At 28.9% G+C, this 24092-nt stretch carries 29 protein-coding genes; 5 read left to right on the top strand and 24 right to left on the bottom strand.

The genetic code is table 11. From position 1 onward, the window contains the following. Window positions 1–94 precede the first annotated feature (94 nt). Window positions 95–898 (bottom strand): helix-turn-helix domain-containing protein, encoded by an 804-nt coding sequence (locus CXF68_RS13360; protein ID WP_101045434.1) that lies wholly within the window; start codon window positions 896–898, stop codon window positions 95–97. Window positions 899–1077: 179 nt separating this feature from the next. Between CXF68_RS13360 and CXF68_RS13355 the strand changes: the two genes are divergently transcribed. The 5 genes from CXF68_RS13355 (at window position 1078) to CXF68_RS13335 (ending at window position 5771) form a co-directional block, all read left to right on the top strand. After that, entirely contained in the window at window positions 1078–1656 is a 579-nt protein-coding gene (locus tag CXF68_RS13355) for a non-canonical purine NTP diphosphatase (protein WP_101047527.1), read from the top strand. Next, window positions 1653–2813 (top strand): carboxypeptidase-like regulatory domain-containing protein, encoded by a 1161-nt coding sequence (locus tag CXF68_RS13350; RefSeq protein WP_101045431.1) that lies wholly within the window; start codon window positions 1653–1655, stop codon window positions 2811–2813. The genes CXF68_RS13355 and CXF68_RS13350 overlap by 4 nt, the downstream gene beginning before the upstream one ends. 9 nt (window positions 2814–2822) lie before the next feature. Next, a complete protein-coding gene (locus CXF68_RS13345) occupies window positions 2823–3857 on the top strand; it encodes an iron ABC transporter permease (RefSeq protein WP_101045420.1) in 1035 nt (344 codons plus the stop codon). A 2-nt stretch (window positions 3858–3859) separates the two neighbouring features. After that, on the top strand, window positions 3860–4657 hold the full coding sequence (locus tag CXF68_RS13340; RefSeq protein WP_101045418.1) for an ABC transporter ATP-binding protein: 798 nt from the start codon (window positions 3860–3862) through the stop codon (window positions 4655–4657). A gap of 67 nt (window positions 4658–4724) precedes the next feature. Continuing rightward, window positions 4725–5771, top strand: a complete 1047-nt coding sequence (locus CXF68_RS13335) for a M28 family metallopeptidase (protein ID WP_101045416.1) — start codon at window positions 4725–4727, stop codon at window positions 5769–5771. A gap of 283 nt (window positions 5772–6054) precedes the next feature. On the opposite strand, the gene CXF68_RS13330 is transcribed toward CXF68_RS13335, so the two are convergent. The 23 genes from CXF68_RS13330 to CXF68_RS13220 form a co-directional block, all read right to left on the bottom strand. Beyond that, window positions 6055–6498, bottom strand: a complete 444-nt coding sequence (locus CXF68_RS13330; protein ID WP_101045410.1) for a hypothetical protein — start codon at window positions 6496–6498, stop codon at window positions 6055–6057. 359 nt (window positions 6499–6857) lie between these two features. Further along, window positions 6858–7208, bottom strand: coding sequence for a hypothetical protein (locus CXF68_RS13325; RefSeq protein ID WP_101045407.1), 351 nt, complete (start codon window positions 7206–7208; stop codon window positions 6858–6860). Between the two features lie 325 nt (window positions 7209–7533). Next, window positions 7534–7695 (bottom strand): hypothetical protein, encoded by a 162-nt coding sequence (locus tag CXF68_RS13320; protein ID WP_157821933.1) that lies wholly within the window; start codon window positions 7693–7695, stop codon window positions 7534–7536. 108 nt (window positions 7696–7803) lie between these two features. After that, window positions 7804–8007 (bottom strand): hypothetical protein, encoded by a 204-nt coding sequence (locus tag CXF68_RS13315; protein ID WP_101045401.1) that lies wholly within the window; start codon window positions 8005–8007, stop codon window positions 7804–7806. Between the two features lie 26 nt (window positions 8008–8033). After that, window positions 8034–8381, bottom strand: a complete 348-nt coding sequence (locus tag CXF68_RS13310) for a hypothetical protein (RefSeq protein ID WP_101045399.1) — start codon at window positions 8379–8381, stop codon at window positions 8034–8036. A gap of 109 nt (window positions 8382–8490) precedes the next feature. Continuing rightward, entirely contained in the window at window positions 8491–9048 is a 558-nt protein-coding gene (locus tag CXF68_RS13305; RefSeq protein WP_101047525.1) for an imm11 family protein, read from the bottom strand. A 2-nt stretch (window positions 9049–9050) separates the two neighbouring features. Continuing rightward, window positions 9051–9335, bottom strand: a complete 285-nt coding sequence (locus CXF68_RS13300; RefSeq protein ID WP_101045397.1) for an AHH domain-containing protein — start codon at window positions 9333–9335, stop codon at window positions 9051–9053. Between the two features lie 107 nt (window positions 9336–9442). Continuing rightward, complete coding sequence (locus CXF68_RS13295) at window positions 9443–10057, bottom strand: hypothetical protein (protein ID WP_101045395.1); 615 nt, start codon at window positions 10055–10057, stop codon at window positions 9443–9445. After that, window positions 10048–10635 carry an RHS repeat-associated core domain-containing protein gene (locus CXF68_RS21145; protein WP_304442569.1) on the bottom strand — a complete coding sequence of 196 codons (588 nt, stop codon included), beginning with the start codon at window positions 10633–10635 and terminating at the stop codon, window positions 10048–10050. Before CXF68_RS21145 ends, CXF68_RS13295 begins: the two co-directional genes overlap by 10 nt. Before the next feature lie 251 nt (window positions 10636–10886). Further along, a complete protein-coding gene (locus tag CXF68_RS20870) occupies window positions 10887–11261 on the bottom strand; it encodes a hypothetical protein (protein WP_198553819.1) in 375 nt (124 codons plus the stop codon). 153 nt (window positions 11262–11414) lie between these two features. Next, window positions 11415–11672 (bottom strand): hypothetical protein, encoded by a 258-nt coding sequence (locus CXF68_RS20865; protein WP_198553818.1) that lies wholly within the window; start codon window positions 11670–11672, stop codon window positions 11415–11417. Between the two features lie 2 nt (window positions 11673–11674). Continuing rightward, window positions 11675–11944, bottom strand: a complete 270-nt coding sequence (locus CXF68_RS13280) for a hypothetical protein (RefSeq protein ID WP_101045391.1) — start codon at window positions 11942–11944, stop codon at window positions 11675–11677. A gap of 251 nt (window positions 11945–12195) precedes the next feature. After that, window positions 12196–13053: a hypothetical protein gene (locus CXF68_RS13270; RefSeq protein WP_101045389.1), complete on the bottom strand. Its 858-nt coding sequence runs from the start codon at window positions 13051–13053 to the stop codon at window positions 12196–12198. A gap of 30 nt (window positions 13054–13083) precedes the next feature. Beyond that, the gene (locus CXF68_RS21140; RefSeq protein WP_304442568.1) at window positions 13084–13686 is read right to left on the bottom strand and encodes an RHS repeat-associated core domain-containing protein; all 603 of its coding nucleotides are present in this window, start codon (window positions 13684–13686) and stop codon (window positions 13084–13086) included. Between the two features lie 451 nt (window positions 13687–14137). Then, a complete protein-coding gene (locus tag CXF68_RS13260) occupies window positions 14138–14923 on the bottom strand; it encodes a hypothetical protein (protein ID WP_101045382.1) in 786 nt (261 codons plus the stop codon). Window positions 14924–14925: 2 nt separating this feature from the next. Then, entirely contained in the window at window positions 14926–15186 is a 261-nt protein-coding gene (locus tag CXF68_RS13255) for a hypothetical protein (RefSeq protein WP_101045379.1), read from the bottom strand. A 12-nt stretch (window positions 15187–15198) separates the two neighbouring features. Beyond that, window positions 15199–15477 carry an RHS repeat-associated core domain-containing protein gene (locus tag CXF68_RS13250; RefSeq protein WP_101045378.1) on the bottom strand — a complete coding sequence of 93 codons (279 nt, stop codon included), beginning with the start codon at window positions 15475–15477 and terminating at the stop codon, window positions 15199–15201. A 35-nt stretch (window positions 15478–15512) separates the two neighbouring features. After that, window positions 15513–16205, bottom strand: a complete 693-nt coding sequence (locus CXF68_RS13245; RefSeq protein WP_101045377.1) for a hypothetical protein — start codon at window positions 16203–16205, stop codon at window positions 15513–15515. 26 nt (window positions 16206–16231) lie between these two features. Continuing rightward, window positions 16232–16831 carry a hypothetical protein gene (locus CXF68_RS13240; RefSeq protein ID WP_101045376.1) on the bottom strand — a complete coding sequence of 200 codons (600 nt, stop codon included), beginning with the start codon at window positions 16829–16831 and terminating at the stop codon, window positions 16232–16234. Continuing rightward, window positions 16822–17670, bottom strand: a complete 849-nt coding sequence (locus CXF68_RS21105) for an RHS repeat domain-containing protein (RefSeq protein ID WP_304442561.1) — start codon at window positions 17668–17670, stop codon at window positions 16822–16824. Before CXF68_RS21105 ends, CXF68_RS13240 begins: the two co-directional genes overlap by 10 nt. A 259-nt stretch (window positions 17671–17929) precedes the next feature. Continuing rightward, a complete protein-coding gene (locus tag CXF68_RS13230) occupies window positions 17930–18499 on the bottom strand; it encodes an imm11 family protein (protein ID WP_101047523.1) in 570 nt (189 codons plus the stop codon). A gap of 2 nt (window positions 18500–18501) precedes the next feature. Then, window positions 18502–22716: an RHS repeat-associated core domain-containing protein gene (locus CXF68_RS13225; RefSeq protein WP_101045372.1), complete on the bottom strand. Its 4215-nt coding sequence runs from the start codon at window positions 22714–22716 to the stop codon at window positions 18502–18504. A gap of 12 nt (window positions 22717–22728) precedes the next feature. Next, window positions 22729–24084, bottom strand: coding sequence for a hypothetical protein (locus CXF68_RS13220; protein WP_101045370.1), 1356 nt, complete (start codon window positions 24082–24084; stop codon window positions 22729–22731). Between the last annotated feature and the right edge of the window lie 8 nt (window positions 24085–24092).

Here is a 24092-nt window from a genome sequence, read left to right as displayed (position 1 = left end):
CGCTATTCTTTATAAAGAAAATATAATATTTAGGCATAATTGCTACCTTACTCTTTCACTTACTAAACATTTTGCACTTTTATAAATAAATTAATTAGCTTTTAGCAAACTTATATAAAACTACAACTTCTATAATTATAGTAGGTATTAAAAAAAATAATCCAATAGAAGACAAAACTACTGTTGCAACACAAATACCTGTTATAATCTCCAAAATTCCATTAACCTTTATAAGGCTATCAAATTTTGTTTTTAATTGCAATAAAGATAATCCGAATATTATTTGAATTGTTCCAAAAATAATTAGCTCAACAATACTCATTAGTTCAACAATACTCGTTACAATTATTGTTTCGTTAGACGAACTAATTAAAAAGATATCGTATAGTTCTGAAAAAACATAAGTAATCATAAAAACATATACAATTACCTCTAATAATTTACTTGAGTATTTTTTTGCTAATTTTATAAACCCCATAAAAAAGAGCACAAATGTTATTGCAGAAATTACTTTAATACATGCATAAGATGTTATTCCAAAAATCATTTCATTTTGAGTAATATGATATACATCTGCAATTGTTTCAATAACTCCAAAAACAAAATATATAATTCCAAAAATCCAAGCTAAGTTTAACACCTTTCTATCATTATTGCTTATTTCAATTTCATTTATAATGTTATCTACATTAATATCTGCATCCAAAGCTTGCAATATTGTTTTAATAGTAAAACTTCTAGGTATTGTTTCTCCTGCCTCTATTCGTTGAATAGTACGCACATTTATATTGCATTTTTCTACTAATTCTTCTTGAGTTAATCCTTTTTGTTTTCTTAATTCGGAAATCCTTTTTCCTAATGCTGGTTGTTTCATGGTAAGTAAATTTTTATTTTCCATACAATGTTACTTTAGCTTTTCTTTTTGATGAAACATTTTAATTGATTTTAACCCGACATTCACACGACATTCCTTTAAATTCAATGGATGTAAGGTTTTTTAAGTTTTTTATAAAAACAAGAATATTAATTACAAAGATGATAAAAATTGATACATTTGTTTCTATAATTTCTGAACAAATGAAACTCGTTTTCGCTACGAATAACAAAAATAAGTTAGCTGAAGTACAAAAAATGCTTCCAGACACTGTAGAATTACTTTCTTTAAATGACATTAATTGTTTTGATGATATAGAAGAGACCGCGACTACATTAGATGGAAATGCAAAAATTAAAGCCAATCATATTACCGAAAAATTCGAATATAATTGTTTTGCTGATGATACCGGTTTAGAAGTTGAAAGTTTAAACGGTGCTCCAGGAGTATATTCTGCACGTTATGCTGGTGAACCGGCAAATACAGAAAATAACATGCAAAAATTACTTACCGAACTAAATGAAAAAGACAATAGGTCTGCACAGTTTAGAACCTCTCTTTGTTTAAATTTAAATGGAGAACAATTTTTATTTAATGGTATTTGTAAAGGTAAAATATTAACTCAAAAGCAAGGTGAAAAAGGTTTTGGGTACGATCCTATATTTCAACCTGAAGGATTTGATAAATCATTTGCACAAATGACTTCTGAAGAAAAAAATATTATTAGCCATCGTGGATTGGCTATTCAACAATTGATTACTTTTTTAATTAATTTAAAATGAAAAATAAAATTTTATTTTTTGCTTTTTGGATTATTGCACCACTCCTCTTTTCTCAAAAAACAATAACAGGAACTGTATTAGATAAACTAACCTTAGAACCGATTGAGTTTGTTGATATTTACAATAAAGATAGTTTTACAATTACAAATGAAGAAGGGAAGTTTGATTTCGTTTCAAAAAGCGATTCTATTAAATTTCATTTTCTAGGTTATGAAAATATAAAATTAAGAATAACCGATTTCCCTTCTAACTCAATAATTTATCTTGATCCTAAATCTTTTAATTTAGAAGAGGTTATTGTAAATAACAAAGATTCTTTTTTTAAGAAGATGGTTTCAACTATAAAAAAAGGTTTTTCACCAAAAAGTTACAATGAAGAGTTTTTTTTAAGAACTATTTTAAAAAGAAACGATTCTATCATTAAAATTCAAGATTTAAATGGGATCGTAAATAGAAAAGTTCTTTTTTCGACAACTGAAAACCCAATTTCTAAAAAAAATTATACTGTATATATTAACAATATGCGTAAAGCAGCATATGATAAAAATGATGTGTATTTTAAATTATTGAGCTTTAATGAGCTTTTAACAAACTTTGTTAGAATTTCTGTATCTCCAAAATATTTTAAAATTAAAAAATCATTTTTGAAAGAAGACTCTTTAATTAAATTAGATTTTAACTCCAAGTCTAATAACGATTCAACAAAAGGTTATTATATTTTAAATTCAAACGACTACTCTTTAAGTAAAGTGATGTGGTCAAATAATAATAAATCTAAATTTACAGTAAAAAGACATATTAAATATAGAGATTTAAAAAATAGTTTATTTATAACTTTTATTAAAAAAGAGATAACAAATAAATATCGCATAGATAACGCCAAATTAAAGTATTCTGTAGAGTGTTTTTATAAAGGCAGAGAAAACCCTATAAATTATGATATAACGTATATTTATAAAACAGCTACAGAAAATCATAAAAAAATCAATAAAAAGAATAAAATATCTAATAGAAAAGATATATTTAAAATAAAACACCCTTTTAATAAAAATTATTGGAATAATAATGAGCAGTTAAAATTGACTAGTGAAATGGTTGAATTTTTAAAAACACTTGAAACAACGAATTCTAAGACTATTACTAATTTCCAAAAATAAAACTCTTTTTTGAACACACACCAAAAAAAATACACAAATCAATTTATACTTTTATCAATATTATTGGTTGTTTTTTTATTTCTTAATATTAGCTTAGGTTCGGTGACAATTCCTTTTAAAGAAATTTTAAATTCGTTAACTGGCGGTATTGCTTCTAAAGCTAGCTGGGAAACAATTATTATAAATTTTCGTTTACCAAAAGCAATGACTGCTATTATGGTAGGTTCTGGCTTATCTATTTGCGGGCTACTAATGCAAACATTATTTCGAAATCCTTTAGCAGGTCCTTTTGTACTTGGTATTTCTTCAGGATCAAGTTTGGGAGTAGCCTTACTTATTTTAGGTTCTGGATTATTTGGAGGTGTTATTTCTGCTATTTCTTTTTCTAGCTGGGCATTACCTATAGCTGCTAGTTTGGGTTCTTTTCTCGTATTATCTGCAGTAATTATTGCTGCTAATAGGGTTCGAAATACCATGTCTATTTTAATTATTGGATTAATGTTTGGTTCATTAACTTCCGCTATAATAAGTGTATTATCCTATTTTAGTGAAGCAGAACAAATTCAACAATATCAATTTTGGAACTTTGGAAGTTTAGGTAATTTAACTTGGAAACAACTTATCGTTTTTGGAATTATTTATACCATCTCTGTTTTTGGTACATTCACTGTAATTAAACCTTTAAATAGTTTTTTACTAGGTGAAAGTTATGCAAAAAGCTTAGGTATAAACATTAAAAAAAGCAGAAATATTATTTTATTAATTACAAGTTTACTTACTGGTGTTATCACTGCTTTTTCAGGTCCAATAGCTTTTATTGGTCTAGCTGTACCGCATATAGCTAAAATATTTTTTTCAACATCTAATCACAAAATATTATTACCTGCAGTTGCACTAATTGGTGCAATTGTATTATTAATTTGCGATTCAATCGCTCAATTACCAACAAGTGAATATACCTTACCTATTAATGCCATAACATCATTATTTGGAGCACCTGTAGTAATTTGGCTATTAATTCGTAAGAAGAAAATATATGTATAGGTTTGACTGATTCTAAAAAAAATATCGTTCTTAAAACTGATAATCTATCAATAGGTTATCAAACAAAAAAAAAGCAAACAATAATTGCTTCAAATATCAATCTATCTGTTGAAAAAGGGACGTTTGTTGCTCTTTTAGGTAAAAACGGAATAGGAAAATCAACTTTATTGCGCACTTTATCTAAGGTTCAAGAACCATTAAGTGGAACCATAGAGATTAATCAAAAGAATAGTGCTGATTATTCATATCAAGAATTAGCAACCAAGTTAAGTTTAGTTTTAACCGAACGTATACCACAAAGTCAATTAACAGTATTTGAATTAATTGCTTTAGGAAGACAACCATACACAAATTGGATAGATCAATTATCAGCAAAAGATATTAAAAAAATTCTTTGGGCAATTGAAGAAACAGCAATTAGTCATTTAAAAAATAACAGATTTTATGAGTTAAGTGACGGACAGCTTCAACGAGTTCTTATTGCTCGTGCTTTAGCACAAGATACTGAAATTATTATTTTAGATGAACCTACTGCCCACCTAGATATTCACCATACTTTTAAAGTATTCTCATTATTAAAAAAGCTAGTTAAAAATACGGGGAAAACTATTATTATTTCAACACACGAGGTAAATCTTGCCATTCAGCTTGCTGATGAATTTATTTTACTTTCTGAAAAACAGATATATAGTGGAACTTCAGAAGAATTAATCAATAATAATGCATTTGAACAATTATTTCCTAAAGAACTCATAAGTTTTAACAAAACATTAGAACAATTCGTTATAAAGAAAAATTAAATTTGAACCTCTGTAACAATTTGTTATTTTTAAGAATTAAATAAAACCTAATTTCAATTAAATATCGATGAAAAAATTACTTTATATAGCAAGTGCCGTAGTACTTGCAGCTTGTGGAGTTAGTAAAGACACTACTACGAGTATTAATAATGATTCTAATATAGATTATGCTGCTAAATTTGCAAAAACGATTACAGCTAAAGATTTAGGTAAACATTTATTTATATATGCCTCAGATGAATTTGAAGGCCGTGACACAGGTGAACCTGGTCAAAAAAAAGCGGTTAATTATTTAAAAGATTTTTATATAAATCAAGGTATTAAATCACCTTTAGGTGGTACTAAATATTTTCAAGAAGTACCTTCTGCTTACTTAAGTAACAACCGTAGAGGAATGATTTTAAAAGATTCTGAAAACGTAGTTGCTTTTATTAAAGGAACAGAAAAACCAGATGAAATTGTAGTAATTTCTGCCCATTTAGATCATGAAGGTGTTAAAAACGGAGAAATTTATAATGGTGCTGATGATGATGGTTCTGGTACTGTTGCTATTTTAGAAATTGCTGAAGCTTTTAAAAAAGCTGCAGATGCTGGTAAAGGACCAAAACGTTCTTTACTTTTTTTACATGTAACAGGAGAAGAAAAAGGATTGTTAGGTTCTAAATATTATACAGAAAATCCAATTTTTCCATTAGCAAATACTGTTACAGATTTAAATATTGATATGATTGGTAGAGTTGATGACCGTCATAAAGGAAAACCTAATTACATCTATTTAATTGGAGCTGATAAGTTGAGTACTGAGTTACACAATATATCTGAAGCTATGAATAAAAAATATACCAATGTTAACTTAGATTATAAGTATAATGAAGAGAACGATCCTAATCGTTTTTATTATCGTTCAGATCACTATAATTTTGCAAAGCATAACATTCCTGTTATATTCTATTTTAACGGAACACATGCTGATTATCACCAACCTACCGATACGCCTGATAAAATTAACTATGAGCTATTAGAAAGCAGAACTCGTTTAGTTTTTCATACTGCTTGGGAGGTAGCTAATCGTGAAAATCGCTTGATTGTTGATAAAGTAGTAACTGAAAAATAAATAACTATAAATAAAACAAAAGACTCGCTAATTGGCGAGTCTTTTGTTTTATCTATAAGTTTTGTACTGAAATAACCTTAGACTAACATAGTTTGTTAAATCGTTATATTTCTTTTTAAATAGTAATCCTTTATTTATTAGTCTTAAAATTACTCTTTATTCACAAGACTTATGACAGAAAATTATTTCAATAAAAAACCACAACTTTCGTTATGGTTTTATTTTTTATTATGCTAATTAACTTTTGCTACCAGTAATATTCTTAGGTTATCAAAAGTTGCTACTACTCTTCGTCGTCACCTTTACCAAAAAAACGATCATAAATACCGTACAGTATAAACAAAGCCAAAATACCTAAAAGTCCTTTTCCTACGAATTTGTCAAAAAACGAAACTTCTCCTTTTTTCGGAATAAGAACTCCTGTTATTTCTTCTATTTTTTTTAAATCCTCAGCACTCAATTTTAAAAAAGTATTTTCATCTCCTTTTATAAAACCTACTATTTCAGGCTCTGTATTACTATAAGACAGCCATAATAAATGACTTTTAGTATACTTACTTCCAATATCAAAATATCTCCCGTCTTTTAACTTAAAATCTTCTGTATCTGGTAAATCTTGTATTTTTATAATCTTTTCTACTGTTCCGTAAGGAACTGGTATTCTAGCTTTTGAGAATACACTTAGTGAACTTAATGAGCATATTAAAAGTAAGGTTGTAATTTTCATGTTTTTTCTTTTTTATTGGTTATTTTTCTTTTTATTTACTTAATCATTTACGGTAGAATTATAAATTCTACCAAGAACTTAATTTCTTAATTTTTTTTATCTCTTCATAAGAAGAAATTCTATCAGTAATTGCAATTGTTTTTAGTATTTAAAATCACATTTTTGGTTATAACTTATTTTTTATCATAGTTGATCCTTACAGTAAACTAATACCAATGTGAACAAAAAAATATTTTATCAATAAACGTAAGATTTACTTATTTTTTAACACCATTTATTTCGTTGGCTACTTCCAAAAACTTAAATGAATTAAGTTTTTGGAGAATAAAAAATAATTTTTACTGTGGTTTTATATTATGCTATTGAAAAACAACTTTTTTAAAGTGTTTCATATAATAAGTTGCTATTCTATTTGCTATTTTTTTGCGTTGCTTTTTACTTGTTTTTTTGCCTGTGTCCCATCTTTTTGGTAAACATTCAGTAAAAATATCTTTATTCATTAAATGGTGTAATTCTAACCTTGCTATTAAGGCTCTATCTTTTTTTTTGTCATGATAAAATAAAAAAGAACCATCAAGTATCGATTTTATACGATATTCTTTTTCTAAATTTTCTTCTACTGTATCATCTACAGAAGTATCCGATTTTAACGAAGCTAATCGTTCTTTTTTCTTTAATTTGATCTGTTCTTCTATTGTATTGAAATCCATATACTAATTGTTACTTTTCTTAATCATTTTTTTTATTTTATAATATTAATAAAAAAACATAACTTTTACATTATACTTCTTACCTTTTATTAATACTTTGCATATTTACTATCAATACTAGTTATAATGAAAACATAAAAATTAAGTCATCCATTTCCTAGTTTAATAGGATACTAAGAAATGTACTCAGCAATATCAGAGATATACTATTTAAAGGTGTTAGACCTCTATTGCTTTTAAAGAACCTTTTTTTTAATAATATTATAACAAAGTAAAAACCACAATTTTTATATTGTGGTTTTTATCTTTTAATACATATTACAAACTAAGAAATATCTTTTTTTGCAAAACTAGAAAAATCTGAATCATCTAAAAATAATTTTAAAATATTATTCTTATCAAGCTCATTATTAATCCTTAGAACACCTGAATAAGCATTATGTCGTATATCAATATCTTCTTTTGATAAAACTATTTCACTAATCAAATTCTTAATTTCTTCACTATCATTAATCAAATTTCTCGAAGCTATAAAAGCATAATTTCTTACGTCATAATCTTCTTCATTTTTTAATAATTTTAAAATTAACTTACATCATTTATTTAGTATAATTTTATGTACATCAATTATTTCTATAACTTTTAACGCTTCAATCCTTACTAAATCATATTCATTTTTATCCTCTATAACCTCCAAAATTAAATCCCACTTATCTTCATAATCATCAAAATTCAAACTATTAATTAATTCAACTTTATCATCATCATCTTTTGATAAAAAAATTTCTTTTATTTTCATATTTATTTATATTTTATTTAAAAATATCAATGTCCATAAGTTTCTAACTCTGTAAATAATTCATCTGCATTTTGCTTTATTTCCTCTCTAAACTTTGCTGGTATTTTACTACTACAACGTTCGTACCAATCAAAAAAAATTACTTTCCATTCTTGAACTCGGTCTTTTTTGATACTTAAATTAGCATCAGTTCTAAATTTTCGTGATAATAACAAAAGTATGTCAATATGAGCCAAAACTGCTTGTACTGGTTTTTTAGCAGTTTTTAGCCATTCAATATGTTCTTCTATCTGTTTTAATGCTAAGTTAAAATACCTAGCATTCGCCATATCAGCCATTTCGTTACCATCTGGTGCTACACTATATATTTTCATAATCTTTTATTCTTGTTTTTTAGTATTTATTAATTATAATCGGCAGGGGTTATAAATCTGCGCTATCGGGTTTTGATTTAATTTATTCATTATATATTAAATTTGACAATTATAAATTAGTATAAATACTATGCCCTTCTTCTATAAATTCAATTCCTTTTAGTTTAGCTTCTTTACAACGTTTTTTAAACTCTTCTGAAACTATAATGTATGATTTATGTTCTTCCATTCTTACAATAGAATATTCTTTTAATGAATTAGGTTCTATGTATAATTCCTTAATACTAATTGTCTCATAACGAGTCTTTTCAACAATATATTTTTCATTATCCATACAAGAAATAGAATTTATTATATTAAAGCAATAAAAATCTTTATTTATATTTCCTTTTTCGTCTTTAATTTCTACTTCAAAAAAATCAATTTTTTCTCTCAATAAATGATTAAATGTATTTTTAAATTTTTCACTAACCAATGGAGCACCCATTGTTGGAAGAATATCATAATCATTAATATATTTATCTAATTTATCAACATCATAATAAATCACCTTTTCATAATTAACCTTATCCCCATTCATTAAGCCAAAATAATCTAATCCATTAGTTTCTTCATTAAAAACGAAACTAACATCTCTTTTATAAAATTCTGATAATTGATAATACATATTTAATGACATTTAATTTTACCTTTCCTTAATCCTTGTTTTGTATCCCCTCTTAACCCTTCTATTGCTTCTGAATATTGGGCCTTATTCCAATTACTAGCTTTTCCAATTTCATCTATTTCTTTTAATTTCCCTAAAATACTTTTGTTATAATCGAAATGCCCCTTATTCCATCCTTTATGCTTACTTCTCGTTGGGTGTGTACCGTTTTCTTTTGGCAAATAAATTAAATTACTTGGTTTATTTACATCTAAACCAGCTGCTTTAATAGCGAAAAGATAATTCACTTAATTAAACGTCCTTAATATTTACCAAAATAAAACTAAAGCATTACTAAATAAAAACCACAACTTTTACATTGTGGTTTTATCCTTTATTATTTATAACTCTTCGTTTAGTTAGAAAACTCTTCTACTAATTCTAAGTAATAATTTTTTCCGCCCTCACTATTAGCTATTTTTACTTTATCTCTAAAAAATTCAGCAACATTTTTTTTATATTCAACAGGTAACTCATCTTTCTTATTTAATACAATAGTTTGAAATGATGATTCCCCTATTTTTTTAGGTTTCATGTCTTTTATCGACATAACGTAGCTCCATTTATCAGGATAATTTACAAAATATTTCAAATCAGTAAAAAATAAAGAGACATAAACAGAAAGTCCTTTTTCATGTAAATTTCCTAAAAAATATTCATAAATATTTTTTGTTTCTTTTAGTTTGTATCTACTCATCATGTTACCTAAAGAGGAAATTATATAAACATTCATTTTAGTATTAAGTTTATACTTTACTGATATATCTAATAAAACTTGAGCAAATTTACTATCCGTAAAAACTTCATGATAAAATGAAGAACCTTCATCTCTTGGTGTTTTTTCAAATTCTTTTATCAACTTAAAAGTTTCTTCTTCGCTCAAATCTCTCCAAGATAAAAGCTTAGTTTTTAAATTATTTATATTATCAAGTTTTCTTTTTATTTTCGTACTTATTTTATTTAATGACATTTTATTTTCCCTTTACCATCGACATCCGCTACTTTTGCATTTTTCATTTTAGCATCTATTTCTGCTTGTGACATGAACTTACGTCCTGGTTTTACATTATCTGGATCATAAGAATGGTAGAAACCTCTATCTAATCGCCTTTTATTCAATTGACCTCTATTTCCTTTATTATGGGCAAGCGAGGAACCTTCCATATTTCTGGATGCTATACGATTATCCAAATCATCAACATATTTTACTTTTGAAACCCCCTTACCGTCACCTACATGTTCAGTTAATCTATCTTGTATATTTCTTTCTGTAATTCCTTCATAGACTAAATCTCCACTATTATTAAAAAGTTGGTAAAATGTATCTAATCCAAAGACATCAATCCATGAATTAATATCCTTTACATAAGCATAAAAATTAGGTTCTCCTGAAGCCAATCCAATCGGGTCTTGATTTATATAAGTTCCGCTATCAGGATTATAATATCTAAAACGATTATAAGCTAAGCCTGTTTCTTCATCGTGATACTGCCCTTGGTATAAGAAAGGTATAAAATGATTATCGCCTTTACGAACATTACCATAAATATCTAACTCTCGCTCCCAAACCTTATTTCCTTTTTCATCAAACGATAAAATAGGTGTGCCTAAGTAATCAGAAATAATACTAAATGTACCTTCATCAAACTTCCAAGTAATTAGGTTTATTGTTGGTTCTTCTTTACCAAAAGACAGTCTACCTACATCATCCGCTATTAGCCTAGCAGGAGGGCTTACTCTTTTATTCTTTTTAACTATTATCGGTACTAATTACAAAATAGCACTAATAAAGTTTTTTTTTATTTCCAAAATTTTTCTAATTGAGGATACTCCCCAAACCAAAATCTAAATGCTTCTTTATTAATACCATCTTTACCTAACCAAAGATCTACTGGATAACTCCAATCTGAACTATGTGATTTTTTAGGAGCAGAAGCAAAATTAGTATACTTTTTAAGAAAACCTTTATGTTCATCCGTTTCTAAAATACTACAATACCCTAAAGTTTCTAATGAAGCCTGTCTTTGCTCTTTATCTGACTTAAAGCCTTTTATTTTACCAATTTTTGATAAAACAATTTTCTTAACAGTCTCTTTTTCATCCGCTTCTAACAGAATAGTAAGAACTTCTGAAAAAATCCGAAAATCTTCTTCTTTTGGCTCTAGATAAATCAACTCATTAGATTGCTGTAAGTAATAATAATAGTCAAATAAGCTAAATCCTGTAATCCCTCCAACATCATTAAAACACTCAATTATAAATTCTTTTCTGTCAACGGGATCTTTAACATCAGCACAAAATTTACAAGGAAGACGGCTTAATCTAAATTATTTATCAGAAGGGCTCATCTTTTCAAAAAAAGCATTATTCAAAGAATTGTCCTCTCTAAGTGTGTATTCATGTTTTGGAAAAGTTTGCATAATAGCATATGCAGATAGTCCACTACGCCAGTTTAAATTTTTAGAACTAAAACTTGATAAAAATAAAGATGTAATTTTATGCTTGTCTATTGCTTTGTATTGTTCAAATATTTTATTTATTAATAAATTGTGAGTCATTTTTTCCTCTAAAAAAATTTCATTCATAATTATTTACAACCTAAGTCTTTAAATTCTAATTCGTCTAAAGAAGGCATTTTACTTGGTTTTTTACCACCTAATTCAGCATCCGCGAGATTAAGCCTATTCTTCCCTTTTGCTTTTCCTTGTTTAGCTTCAGCAACTCCCCTCTGCTCTACACCTCTAACAGCATTAGCATCAGTCCCAACTTCTGTAATTCTTCTCATTTTATCTCCTTTTCCAAACCTAGCTCCGTCAGTACCATTAGTATTAGCATATCTTCTCCCCACATCTTTCATACTAGCATTATCAGAGGCTCTACCGTGATAATAAGAATTTCCATTAGAATCTGTTAAAACATAATTCCAATCTAATCCAAAAGGATCAATGATTGAGTTAGTATCAGATACATAGGTGTATAAATTATATTCTCTACTATTAAGCCCAATCGGGTCTTAACTTATATAAGTTCCGCTATCAGGATTATAATATCTAAACCTATTATAAGCTAAGCCTGTTTCTTCATCGTAATATTACTATATTACCAAATTTATGCATTATTAATTTTTAATAAATCATAATTTTTTAATTTAAAGGGCTCTTTATCCTTAAAAGGGTTCTTACAATTTAAAACAGAAATACTTTTTAAAGTTTTTATTTCAAGTAATCGATCTATATTAAGTATATTACTTACATTTAAAATTTCTATTTCAATAAGTTCAGAGAGATCTAATAACCAACTACAATCGAAATCAACTGTAATGTTATTAATACGTATGTATTTTAAACCCTTTAACTTTTTGATATTCTCAATAGGAAATTTTTTCCCCTTACATGCAAAAAGTTCTAATGTTTCTATATTATGATTTGAGAAATATGTGAATACATCAAAATTTTTGGCTTGTTTAAAATTTAAATGTTTTAATGTTTTAATACTCGCTAATTCTTCTAATTTAGAATCTTTTTTTTCAGATTTTAAATCTATTTCAATCCATTCTAGGTTTGGAACATTATCAAAATTGATATCAAATGGTTTTATTTGTTCTGGAATACTTAAAAATTTTAAACTCTCTAATGCTAAATCTTCACACCAATGGAACTTATCTTTTAATCGTATTGAATTTACAAGAGAAATTGCTTTAATATTAGGTGGTATATCTAAAGAACAGAGCCAATCTATTGGAATATCTAATATTTCTAAATTTAATAATTCATTCAAAAAATCTGGTTGTTGCTTTACATTATCTAAATCATCTTCAAATACTAAAAAACTAATAGCCTCAATTTTTGGGTATGATTCTTTTTTAGGGAAATTATTAAATTCTCTATATATAATTCCATTTTCTTCTCTTTCATCTTCTACAAAAGAAAATGACCATTTATTTTTTCTGGATTTTAAAAAATCCATTTTTAATCTACTAAAAAATGTTTGCATTATTTAATTACATTTTATACGTTTACCTGCTGAAGCTCCTTTGTCCTTAGCAATACCTTTATTTCTTGCGTTTTTACTAGTTGCTTCAGGGTTATTTGAATTTGTCATATCAAAACCTGCATTTTCCATCCTCATCTTTTCTTTTTGTTCATAATGCCTCAGTATCCTATTTTGATCTTTCCACTTATCTGCATCTCCCAAATCCACAGGAGTAAACTCAACCTTTGTATCTGGATGCCCCAGTAAATCTTGTGCCTTTGTATGGCTAGTATTTGACATTCTTCCGTTTGCATCTAAAGCAGAACCCGCATAAGCTTGATTTGTTGTTGTATTTGATAAAGAATAGATACCTGGAGAATTTGGTACAGTAGAAGGAGCTCCAATTAAACCTAATGGATCTATCCAACTATTACTATCATGCGTATATGCATACATATTCGGCATACCTCCAGCCAACCCAATCGGATCTTGAGAGATATAACTTCCTGTATCTGGAGAATAGTATCTAAACCTGTTATAAGCTAATTCAGTTTCTTCATCGTAATATTGACCTTGGTACAAGAACGGAATAAACTTATTATCTCCTCTACGTACTTTACCATAAATATCTAATTCACGCTCCCAAACTTTATTCCCTTTGCTATCAAAACTTAGTATTGGAGTACCTAAATGATCGCTTATTATACTATAAGTTTCTCCATTTACTATTTTTGCTTGTGGTATAAAAGTACCTTCTTCAAATACCCAAGTAATAAGATTCTCTGTTACTTCTTCTTTATCAAAAGAAAGCCTGCCTAAATCGTCTGCTATAACCTTTGGCTTATCTGCTATCTTGTAGCTAAACTCATGTAAAAGAACGTTGTTACGTAAATATAATGGTTAATTTATTTTTTAACAACATTTATTTTAAATGTTCGATACTCCAAGACTTTAAAACAAAATTAGCTTTTGTAAAGTAAAAACCACAACTTTTACATTGTGGTTCTTCTCTTTTATTATTACTTAAACTTACACACTTGGCACAAGCAAAATGCTTACGCTAGCGAGGGCTTTTGTTTTATTTCCAAAATTTTTCTAATTGAGGATATTCCCCAAACCAAAACTTAAAAGCTTCTTTATTAATACCCTCTTTACCTAACCAAAAATCTACTGGATAATTCCAATCTGAACTATGTGATTTCTTAGGAGCAGAAGCAAAATTAGTGTACTTTTTAAGAAAACCTTTATGTTCATCCGTTTCTAAAATACTACAATACCCTAAAGTTTCTAATAAAGCCTGTCTTTGCTCTTTATCCGACTTAAAGCCTTTTATTTTACCAATTTTAGATAAAACCGTTTTCTTAACGGTATCTTTTTCATCTGCCTCTAACAAAATAGTTATAATTTCAGAAAATATTCTAAAATCTTCATTACTTGGTTTCGCATCTATAAACTCATTAAATTGTTCTAAATTATAATAATAGTCAAATAGACTAAATCCAATAATTCCTCCTACCTCATTAAAACACTCAATAGTAAACTCCTTATTACCAGCAAGTTGATTGACATCAGCACAAAACTTACAAGGAAACCGACTTAATGTAAACTCTTTATCAGATGGGCTCATCTTTTTAAAAAAAGCATTGTTTATTGAAGCATCTTCTCTAAGTGTATATTCATGTTTTGGAAAAGATTGCATTATAGCATATACAGATAATCCACTACGCCATTTTAAATTTTTAGAACTAAGACTTGATAAAAATAGAGACGTAATTTTATGTTTATTTATAACCTCATATTGTTCAAATATTTTTTCTATTAGTATGTTATGAGTCATTTTTTCTTCTAAAATACTTTTATTCATGATTATTTACAACCTAAGTCTTTAAAGTTTAATTCATCTAATGAAGGTTTTTGACTTGGTTTTTTACCTTTTAATTCAGCATCAGCAAGATTAAGTCTATTCTTTCCTTTAACTTTTCCTTGCTTAGCTTCAGAAACACCATTAATTTTATTTCCTCTTGCCTTATCGCTTCCTCTACCTAATAAATCATTTTCAGCAATACCTCTTTGTTCTACTCCTCTCACAGCATTTGGATTCGTTCCAACATCCGTAACTCTTCTCATTTTATCTCCTTCTCAAAATCTAGCCCCATCTGTTCCATTTGTTTTAGCATGTCTTCTTCCTACATCTTTCATACTTTGATTATCAGACGCTCTACCATGATAGTATGAATCTCCATTTGCATCTTGCAAAACATAATTCCAATCTAAACCAAAAATATCTATAATTGAATTTGTATCTGAAACATAAGCATACAAGTTATATTCTCTACTATTTAGTCCTACAGGATCTTGAGAAATATAACCACCTGTTTCAGTATTATAATATCTAAACCTATTATAAGCTAAGCTGATTTATACATCATATATAAACTAACATTACATCAATTTTATTCCAAGGAAATTTGAACTTCTCCTTTTTTTGAAACTAATTTTAAACACTGGTATTTAACCTGTAACTCCTTTATATTTTCAATATATTTATAGGGAATAAAATTAGTTTTTATTTTAAAATTTTCTTTTTCATTTATTCCCCTGGAAATATTCAAAATACTATCTTGTAGTTCAAGTTTTTTTCGTGCAAAAAACACAAACTTTTTTTTATCAATAAAATTGATTTTTGGTACAACAAACAAATCAGCTTCTTCAAATAATAAATCGTCTTTATCATCTATTACTAAAAAATCTACTAATTTTAAATCATCTTCAAGCCAATTAAAAAAGTTTTTTCCTGTCTTATATAAATCTATCGAACCTATAGCTCCTAAATCAAGATAATATACTTTTAATTCACCATCTGCTTTATTAATGAATATTCCTTGACCAGAACCATCATCACCAATTAGAACGAAGCTAGGTAAGTAATTTGATATTTCATATTGTAAATTTCGTTCTTTAGCCAATTCAAATCCATAAATTGAAATACCGCTATCAAATAAAATATGTTCATAAGTATTCCAAAAAGATAGCATATCATTACTTATCTCAAAATTTAAATCTTGTAATACTTGTTCCTTATTTATTTCAAATTCTTTCTTACAAAAGATTATTGAATCAGGCTTTTCTTTTAAATTAAAATTCATTTTTTATTAATACTATGACATATCAATTACATCTGCGCAACATTAAAATTATATTTCTCGTCTTCTCTTGGATCTTTATATCCATCAAAATTTTCTATTTTTTCTAATTCAAATAAAAAACCAAAATTAGCCTCTGGGTATTCTAATGCCACTTTACGTTTAAAACCTTTAACATTCACTAAGTACCTTCCTTTAGAAATATTGAACCTAAATGAAGAATAAAGTGTTTCATCATCTAATGTTTCATAAGAATTATAATCTTTAGAATTATCATAATCTTTCTTGTTCCATGTATGTAAATTACTTAAAGAACCTATCCATAGATCATTATCTTCTTCTATTTCAATATTAAATCCTTTAATTTCAAATAATTCAATCCAATTATCATTAAACTTTTCATTCAGTTTAATAACATACTCTATTGAATCAATAGGCAAAATTGGTAACCAAACTCCTTCTTGGATAGATTCAATATAAGTTTCTTGGTTCTTTTGAAAATAATTTAGAATTTTTTTACTCTTATTTTTTTTGTTTTTAAAAAAAGAAACTACTTTTTTAGGTGATAATATATAAATTCCATAATCACTTATTTCTAATTTTCTCTCTTTTATATCATTTACTTGCATGGTATTTTCCCTTTTTTATGTAAATCTTGTAACTTTTCTAATCCTTCAAGTGGAGTTACGTTTTTAAGTAATTTGTTATCCGTTCCTGGTATTTTCATAAACCCTTTAGTATCCATATCTTTGTAAGCTTTCTTAGCTGCTTCAAAAAACTCATCAGATGTTCCTTTAAATTTTGATCCATGAAAAGGAATTCCTTCATCTATTAAATTCCTATGCATTTGTTTATGTAAATCTGCCGTTCCAACTCCATTATTTGGATACCATGCTATTGCATGGTTAGGAGATAAGTCAGCTATACCTAAAGATTTTGCAATACTTCTTGGCATTAAATGATGTCCCATACCAGAACCTAATAAATCTGAGTATAATCCAAATTTATCTATATAAGCATTAGAATTACGTACATAACTATACATATTCGGCATTCCACCTGCCAACCCAACCGGGTCTTGACTTATGTAAGTCCCACTATCAGGCTTATAATATCTAAACCTATTATAAGCTAAGCCTGTTTCTTGGTCGTAATATTGCCTTTGATAGAGGAATGGTATAAAATGATTATCGCCTTTACGAACATTACCATAAATATCTAGCTCTCGCTCCCAAACCTTATTTCCTTTTTCATCAAATGATAAAATAGGGGTACCTAAGTAATCAGAAATAATACTAAATGTACCTTCTGATGTAATTTTTGCAGAGGATATAAAAGTACCTTCATCAAACACCCAAGTAATTAGGTTTGTTGTTGGCTCTTCTTTATCAAAAGACAACCTACCTACATCATCGGCAATAGGTTTAGGCTTTTCTGAAATAGCATACGCAAACTCGTGTAACAGCACGTTTCCGTCGTAAATGTAACGGTTTATTTCTTTTTTACCAATATTTATTTTAGCTGATAATCAAGCTAATGCACATCCTTTACTGTTATTAAAAAACAGAATATTATAATTGTAATGTTTTAAATAAAGAGTTTTGTAACAAACAAAAACCACAACTTACATTGTGGTTTTTATTCTTCTTAAAATACTAGTTATAAACTAGCATCAACAAAGATTTTGATTTAAATTTATTAATTTTCTTAGCTATTAAATTTGACAATTATAAATCAGTATAAATACTATGCCCTTCTTCTATAAATTCAATTCCCTTTAGCTTAGCTTCTTCGCAACGTTTTTTAAAGTCCTCTGAGACTATTATATAAGACTTTTTTTCTTCCATTCTTATTAAACTCAAATTATTTAATGAGTTAGGCAAAATGTATAATTTTTTAATATTCATTAAAACAGCCTCACCATAAGTCTTTGTTTCAATAATACTATTTTTTTTATCCATACAAGGAATAATATTTAATATATTAAGCAACAAGAAATTTTTATTTTCATTTCCTTTTTCATCAAAAATACTAGTTTTTATAAATTGGATCTGTTTAGCATCAACCAACTCTTGAAAAATAGCAGCAAATTTCTGACTCACTAAAGGCGTATTGAAAGTTGGTAATATATCATAATTACCTATATAATTATCTAACTTGTCAATATTAAATACTAATGGTTTTGAAACTTCTAGTTCTTCACCGCAATTAAAATTATTGTTCTGAATAGGACTCTTTTCATTATCGTATTCAAAGTAAATATCTCTTTTATAAAATTCTGATAATTGATAATACATATTTAATGACATTTAATTTTACCTTTCCTTAATCCTTGTTTTGTATCTCCTCTTAATCCTTCTATTGCTTCTGAATATTGGGCCTTATTCCAATTACTAGCTTTTCCAATTTCATCTATCTCTTTTAATTTCCCTAAAATACTTTTGTTATAATCGGAATGCCCCTTATTCCATCCTTTATGCCTACTTCTCGTTGGGTGTGTACCATTTTCTTTTGGCAAATAAATTAAATTACTTGGTTTATTTACATCAAAACCAGCTGCTTTAATTGCTGGTTGATTAGCCATTGACTTTGGAATTACGTGATGATTTTGATAACCATCAATTTTTGGCATATTACTATAATTCCAACCATTTTTTGGCATTCCCGCTAACCCAAGTGGGTCAATAAAATAATTTGGATTATTTACATACGCATAAAGATTAGCACCACCTTGCAACCCAATCGGGTCTTGACTTATGTAAGTCCCACTATCAGGATTATAATATCTAAACCTATTATAAGCTAAACCTGTTTCTTCATCGTAATACTGCCCTTGATATAAGAAAGGTATAAAATGATTATCGCCTTTACGAACATTACCATAAATATCTAGCTCTCGCTCCCAAACCTTATTTCCTTTTTCATCAAACGATAAAATAGGGGTACCTAGGTAATCAGAAATAATACTAAATGTACCTTCTGATGTAATTTTTGCAGAGGGTACAAATGTACCTTCGTCAAACACCCAAGTAACTAGATTTATTGTTGGCTCTTCTTTATCAAAAGACAACCTACCTACATCATCGGCAATAGGTTTAGGCCTTTCTGAAATAGCATACGCAAACTCGTGTAACAGCACGTTTCCGTCGTAAATGTAACGGTTTATTTCTTTTTTACCAATATTTATTTTAGCCGTTCGCCTACCCAAAGCATCGTACTCAAAAACAGTTGTTTTTCCCTTGGGATCTTTTACCTGTTTTAACATACCATTGGCTTGCCAAGTGTAAAACCACTCTCCATACTTCCAATGTGTTAATGGAGTATCTGGTTTTAAATTTGGTTGTGGTGCTTCATCAGTGTAGCCCAAAACTTTATCGAACCAAGTATTTTTTGTTGGAGGATTTTCTTTTTGTTCTTTTTTAAAGTCTGCTACTATTTGATCTGTATTATTTTTTGTTTTCTTAATTAGGTTTCCTTCGGAATCGTACAAATATTGCCAATTTTTATCTTGTAGTAATTGTCCTCCTTTTCCGTATTTAAGTTTGTCTTTTTCTTTATTCTTGTATAAGTTACCTACCTCATCAGGTAATTTATAATCATAACTATTATCTACATATTGTGCACTAGCAAGGCTACCAAAAGCGTCGTAAGTAAATTGGGTGTTGGTACGGCTTGTTACATCAAAAATTTGTTCTAATTGATGATTCGGGTTCCAAGTATATCGAGTACTTCGGTAACGTTGTTTTTTACCGTGTACTTCATGACTATTCTGCCTACCTTTCCAATCATAACCTCGGCTAGAGGTAATACCACCTGTTACTACACGTTCTATTTCTTGCCCTAACGGATTGTATTTTTTTTGCGCTGTATAGGCATTTCCCTCATTTTCTGCTTGGGTATTTACACATTGCCCTTGGGTATTATACTTATGCTGTATGTTAGCGCCTAAACTAGAGGTTAATGCAATACGGTTACCATTGGCATTATAGGCACTTTGCATGGTATACCCTTTTTCGTTAGGCAGCCCTGTACTTTGCTTTTCTGTTACAATACGCCCTACATTATCGCGCTCTAAACTTACGGCGCTGTTTTGGTTTCGGGCTGCTATTAATTGTCCGTTTTTATTATAAGAAAAGGTTTCCCAAGTGCCATCGCTATACTCAGTACGAGTTATTTGCCCTAAAGCATTGTATTCGTATTCGGTAAATTGATTGTTAGGGCGTTCTACTTTTATTACTTTACCTGCACGGTCTCTTCTATAAGTACGTTGCAATGCATCAAAACCTGTTTCGGTAATTATTTCACCATTTTTATTGCGTTTAAAATTATAGGTTTCGTTGTGTTCGTTTTTAATACTTTTTAACTGCTCCATTTTGTCGTAGCTAAAAAATACTTTGGTACCGTTTTCTTGGCGCATTTTTAAGCTACCCATTGGGGTATATTCAAAATCTACCTTTGTTTTATTATTAAAGGCTTGTAATACCTCGTTATAGGCATTGTATTTTAACTGAGTTTCTTCTTGCCCTATATTTTCTACACGTATTACACGTCCTAAATTATCATAACCAAAATTTTGTTGTATATGTCCGTTTGCAGTAATATTTAATACTTGCCCTCTACGATTATAAACCCAACTAGTTATGTTACCATCTTGATTGGTAAAGGTTTCTAAATTGTGTTGTTTATCGTATTTTAAATTGCTTTTTTGGTCGTTGTTTTTTACTTCGCTAACAAGTTGCTTGTTATTGTAAGTAAAAACAGTCATACTATTGTCTGGCTCTACAATACTATTTACTAAGTGCGGAGCTTCTTTTTTATAGGTATAATTACGTTTGTTTCCTTCAGGATCTATAGTTATTAGTAACCGTCCTTCTTCATTGTACATGTATTGTGAGGCTGCTCCGTTTGGATACACGACGCTTGTTTGGTTACCTTGTTCGTCATAAGTATATCCGGTAACATTACCTTCTTGGTCTATATCTCTATAAACTTCCCTAAATTCGGTATACTCAGTATACTCACTATCTCCTTCTCCGTTTTTAATTTCGGTAACCAAGCCTTCGGGTGTGTAATAGTAATAAGTTACGATGCCATTAGCATCTGTAATTTTATTATAGCCTTCGTCTGTGTGGTATTCCATCCAACCTTCTTGCCAACCGTTATCTCCCCAAGTATGTATACATTTTGCTGCGGTACCTTCTCCTTCATATTCCCAATAAAAAGCTTGTCCGTTACGGTCTACTTTTTTAATCATTAAATGATCTTGGTACTCCATGATGGTTTGCTGTTCTAAAGCATCAGCAATACCAATCATATTACCCAAAGTATCGTATTGGTAAGCTACTAAAAGTTCTTTGTCTGCATTTTTATTTAAATAAATATTACTTACAAAGCCTTCTGTAGTATACGCTAATGTTAATTCTCTATTTGATGCATCAATAATTTGAGTTAATTGATGGTGTTTAAAAATAAACTGGGTTTTAAAACCTCGTAAATCTTCAATTTTTGTCAGTTTATATAAGGTTTGTTCCTCTTTAACTGTTTTATGCTCGAAATAATAATGTAATTCTTCGGTATGTGAATAAGCTACAAAATGTCCTTTTAATGTTCTGGTTAGGGTAGTTTTTTCTTGACGCATGTAATACGACTCTCCTAAATCTAATAACGGAAAGGCTAACATTCTTCCGTCATCAAATCGTAATCCGACCGCCTCTTCTTCATGAAAAATTTGTACTGCTCTATCGTATTTACAGTGCACGCCATGCCCAAGTATACCTACGTAATCTGAATCTGAATCCCATGTGCGTTCCCATGCAAATGGTATAGGACTTGGTAATTCAAAATCTAATCCGTCATACACTACAGCTCCTGTAACTAAATTAATTGGTTCGAAACCTAATTTACACAGCCATTTGCTCATTTTATTAGAGCCATTTCCTATTTTTTTTGCTAGTTTATTTAACAACTTACCAGCGTAACGCATAATGGCTCCAAAACCAAAACTCATTGCTAGTCCCATAACCATACCCATCATATCAGGGCCATAAGGTGCGCCAACAATAACAGGTTTTCCTGTCGGAATAGGTAAAGAATATGAAGTGGGTGCAAATATGGTAGGTACTAATTTTGTAAATTTCTTTTTTCCTGGTTGTATTGATAATGGTATTCCTACATCATTACAACTCATTACCATATATCCTTTTGGACTTAAACGTGTACCATCTGCTTTTACGGTTTCACTTGCAAAAAAATTCATGCTTTCGTGCCCAATAATAGGTGCTGCTGCAAATGGCCCAACAATAGGTATATGAAATAATGTAGCTAAAACGCCACTGGTATCTGAGACCCCTCTTTTAGATCCGTTAATGTTTACAGTAGCTCCGATAAACGGAATATAATCCATAGGATCCATTACAACTCCTATAAAGGGTTGAAACGGATTAAAGGGCGGTAAGGTTGTAAAATGTATATCTATACCTACAATAGGTGTAAAATGATTGTCTGCTAGTAACATAGTTTTTTTTGGTTATGACACAAGTTCTTTATTTTTTATTTGTTTTCTTAAGTTGATAACTTGTGTTTCCCAAGTATCACCAAATAAGAATGACATACGTGTGTTTATTGCTGTTAGTTCCTTTTTAATTTCAATGGTTTCCTTTTCTTCTCTTAAGGTATTAACATAATGACTTGCGATGTAAGCAAACTCAGTAGTCTTTAATAATTCATCGTCAATCGCAAAACCTAATTTAAAAGCTGTAGGAATTGTATCCTCTACGGCACTCATCATACTACTTTGTTCTGCTAATAATAGTGCATTTTTATAAGCAGTTATCATTACCAGTTTTTCATCATTTTCATTGGCAAGTGTGGCTTGTTTTATAAACCATTCTAAAGCTGCTTCTTTTTTATTTATAAAACTATAATAAGCTGCTTTGTAACTGTATAATTGCAAGGTAACGCCTAACAGTGCTTTATCTTTTGGTTCTTTTTGCCCTATTCGTATACCTTTATCTAATAAGTTAGTAATACGATCGGTATCTCTAAAACCAAATAAATAGCCTGCATAAATTAAATGTGCCGATGCCCAAAAAGGTAAATTTGTAGTTTGTTTTGTTATGTTCAACCCTTTTTCTCCCCAAGATATTAATTCGTTTTTTTCTTGGTTGCCTGCTGCCTCTCCCATTTTTACCATGCACTTTCTAAAAGCAACTTGTGGATCATTAGGATTTCCCTGAGTCATTAAATTAGTATAAGCTCCTTGTATATCTTGATTTTTTAAACGGAGAGTTTGCTTTTCAAAAAAAGCATCTTCGTTACTAAATATCTCTTCAAAAAAGGCATCTTTTTTATAGTCTACCACCACAAGGCCTATATTTTTAGGTAATTGTGCTATCAAACTACAAATCCAACTACATAAAGCATCATAAGCTGCTACTTTTCTTGGATGTATACCTATATACATACTGTTTTCTTTTCCTTCGTAGTCTTTAAATTGCTTTAATAACTTTACAAAAAATGTAGTTGCTTGTATGGTGTTATCGCCATCTATCTTGTTAAACTCAGTTTGTAAACTTTCATATGCTGGCCATTGTAATTCGGGGTATTTTTCTGTATCTTTTTTATAAGCCGCTAACCAGTCGTTGGCTAATTGATATGAAAAAGAATCTTCAGAATCAAAATCAGTAAGCATTACTACAATTGTTTCTTCTATTTTACCATAAGGTGACGATTCTAATTTATAAAATCCATTAATTAACGGTATGTCTTGTTCATCAACCATCCATCGTACAAATTGTGCTTTTGGTTTTAATGATCGTTGCTGCATCCAAAAATTTTGAAGATAATTAATGCGCTGTGCTATAGGATTGTGCTCATTACTCATAAAAACAT

This window comes from Tenacibaculum sp. Bg11-29 (genome assembly GCF_002836595.1).
Taxonomy (GTDB): Bacteria; Bacteroidota; Bacteroidia; order Flavobacteriales; family Flavobacteriaceae; genus Polaribacter.
Note: the sequence above shows the minus strand (reverse complement) of the source record. Positions and strands in the feature narration are given on the sequence as shown.

What these genes read in the sequence shown, in the direction of transcription:
- CXF68_RS13360 (WP_101045434.1), bottom strand. Translation starts at nt 898, where the DNA reads ATGGAAAATAAAAATTTACTTACCATGAAACAACCAGCATTAGGAAAA.
- CXF68_RS13355 (WP_101047527.1), top strand. Translation starts at nt 1,078, where the DNA reads ATGAAACTCGTTTTCGCTACGAATAACAAAAATAAGTTAGCTGAAGTA.
- CXF68_RS13350 (WP_101045431.1), top strand. Translation starts at nt 1,653, where the DNA reads ATGAAAAATAAAATTTTATTTTTTGCTTTTTGGATTATTGCACCACTC.
- CXF68_RS13335 (WP_101045416.1), top strand. Translation starts at nt 4,725, where the DNA reads ATGAAAAAATTACTTTATATAGCAAGTGCCGTAGTACTTGCAGCTTGT.
- CXF68_RS13330 (WP_101045410.1), bottom strand. Translation starts at nt 6,498, where the DNA reads ATGAAAATTACAACCTTACTTTTAATATGCTCATTAAGTTCACTAAGT.
- CXF68_RS13325 (WP_101045407.1), bottom strand. Translation starts at nt 7,208, where the DNA reads ATGGATTTCAATACAATAGAAGAACAGATCAAATTAAAGAAAAAAGAA.
- CXF68_RS13315 (WP_101045401.1), bottom strand. Translation starts at nt 8,007, where the DNA reads ATGAAAATAAAAGAAATTTTTTTATCAAAAGATGATGATGATAAAGTT.
- CXF68_RS13310 (WP_101045399.1), bottom strand. Translation starts at nt 8,381, where the DNA reads ATGAAAATATATAGTGTAGCACCAGATGGTAACGAAATGGCTGATATG.
- CXF68_RS13305 (WP_101047525.1), bottom strand. Translation starts at nt 9,048, where the DNA reads ATGTATTATCAATTATCAGAATTTTATAAAAGAGATGTTAGTTTCGTT.
- CXF68_RS13295 (WP_101045395.1), bottom strand. Translation starts at nt 10,057, where the DNA reads ATGTCATTAAATAAAATAAGTACGAAAATAAAAAGAAAACTTGATAAT.
- CXF68_RS20865 (WP_198553818.1), bottom strand. Translation starts at nt 11,672, where the DNA reads ATGAATGAAATTTTTTTAGAGGAAAAAATGACTCACAATTTATTAATA.
- CXF68_RS13280 (WP_101045391.1), bottom strand. Translation starts at nt 11,944, where the DNA reads ATGAAAGATGTGGGGAGAAGATATGCTAATACTAATGGTACTGACGGA.
- CXF68_RS13270 (WP_101045389.1), bottom strand. Translation starts at nt 13,053, where the DNA reads ATGGATTTTTTAAAATCCAGAAAAAATAAATGGTCATTTTCTTTTGTA.
- CXF68_RS13260 (WP_101045382.1), bottom strand. Translation starts at nt 14,923, where the DNA reads ATGAATAAAAGTATTTTAGAAGAAAAAATGACTCATAACATACTAATA.
- CXF68_RS13255 (WP_101045379.1), bottom strand. Translation starts at nt 15,186, where the DNA reads ATGAGAAGAGTTACGGATGTTGGAACGAATCCAAATGCTGTGAGAGGA.
- CXF68_RS13245 (WP_101045377.1), bottom strand. Translation starts at nt 16,205, where the DNA reads ATGAATTTTAATTTAAAAGAAAAGCCTGATTCAATAATCTTTTGTAAG.
- CXF68_RS13240 (WP_101045376.1), bottom strand. Translation starts at nt 16,831, where the DNA reads ATGCAAGTAAATGATATAAAAGAGAGAAAATTAGAAATAAGTGATTAT.
- CXF68_RS13230 (WP_101047523.1), bottom strand. Translation starts at nt 18,499, where the DNA reads ATGTATTATCAATTATCAGAATTTTATAAAAGAGATATTTACTTTGAA.
- CXF68_RS13225 (WP_101045372.1), bottom strand. Translation starts at nt 22,716, where the DNA reads ATGTTACTAGCAGACAATCATTTTACACCTATTGTAGGTATAGATATA.
- CXF68_RS13220 (WP_101045370.1), bottom strand. Translation starts at nt 24,084, where the DNA reads ATGAGTAATGAGCACAATCCTATAGCACAGCGCATTAATTATCTTCAA.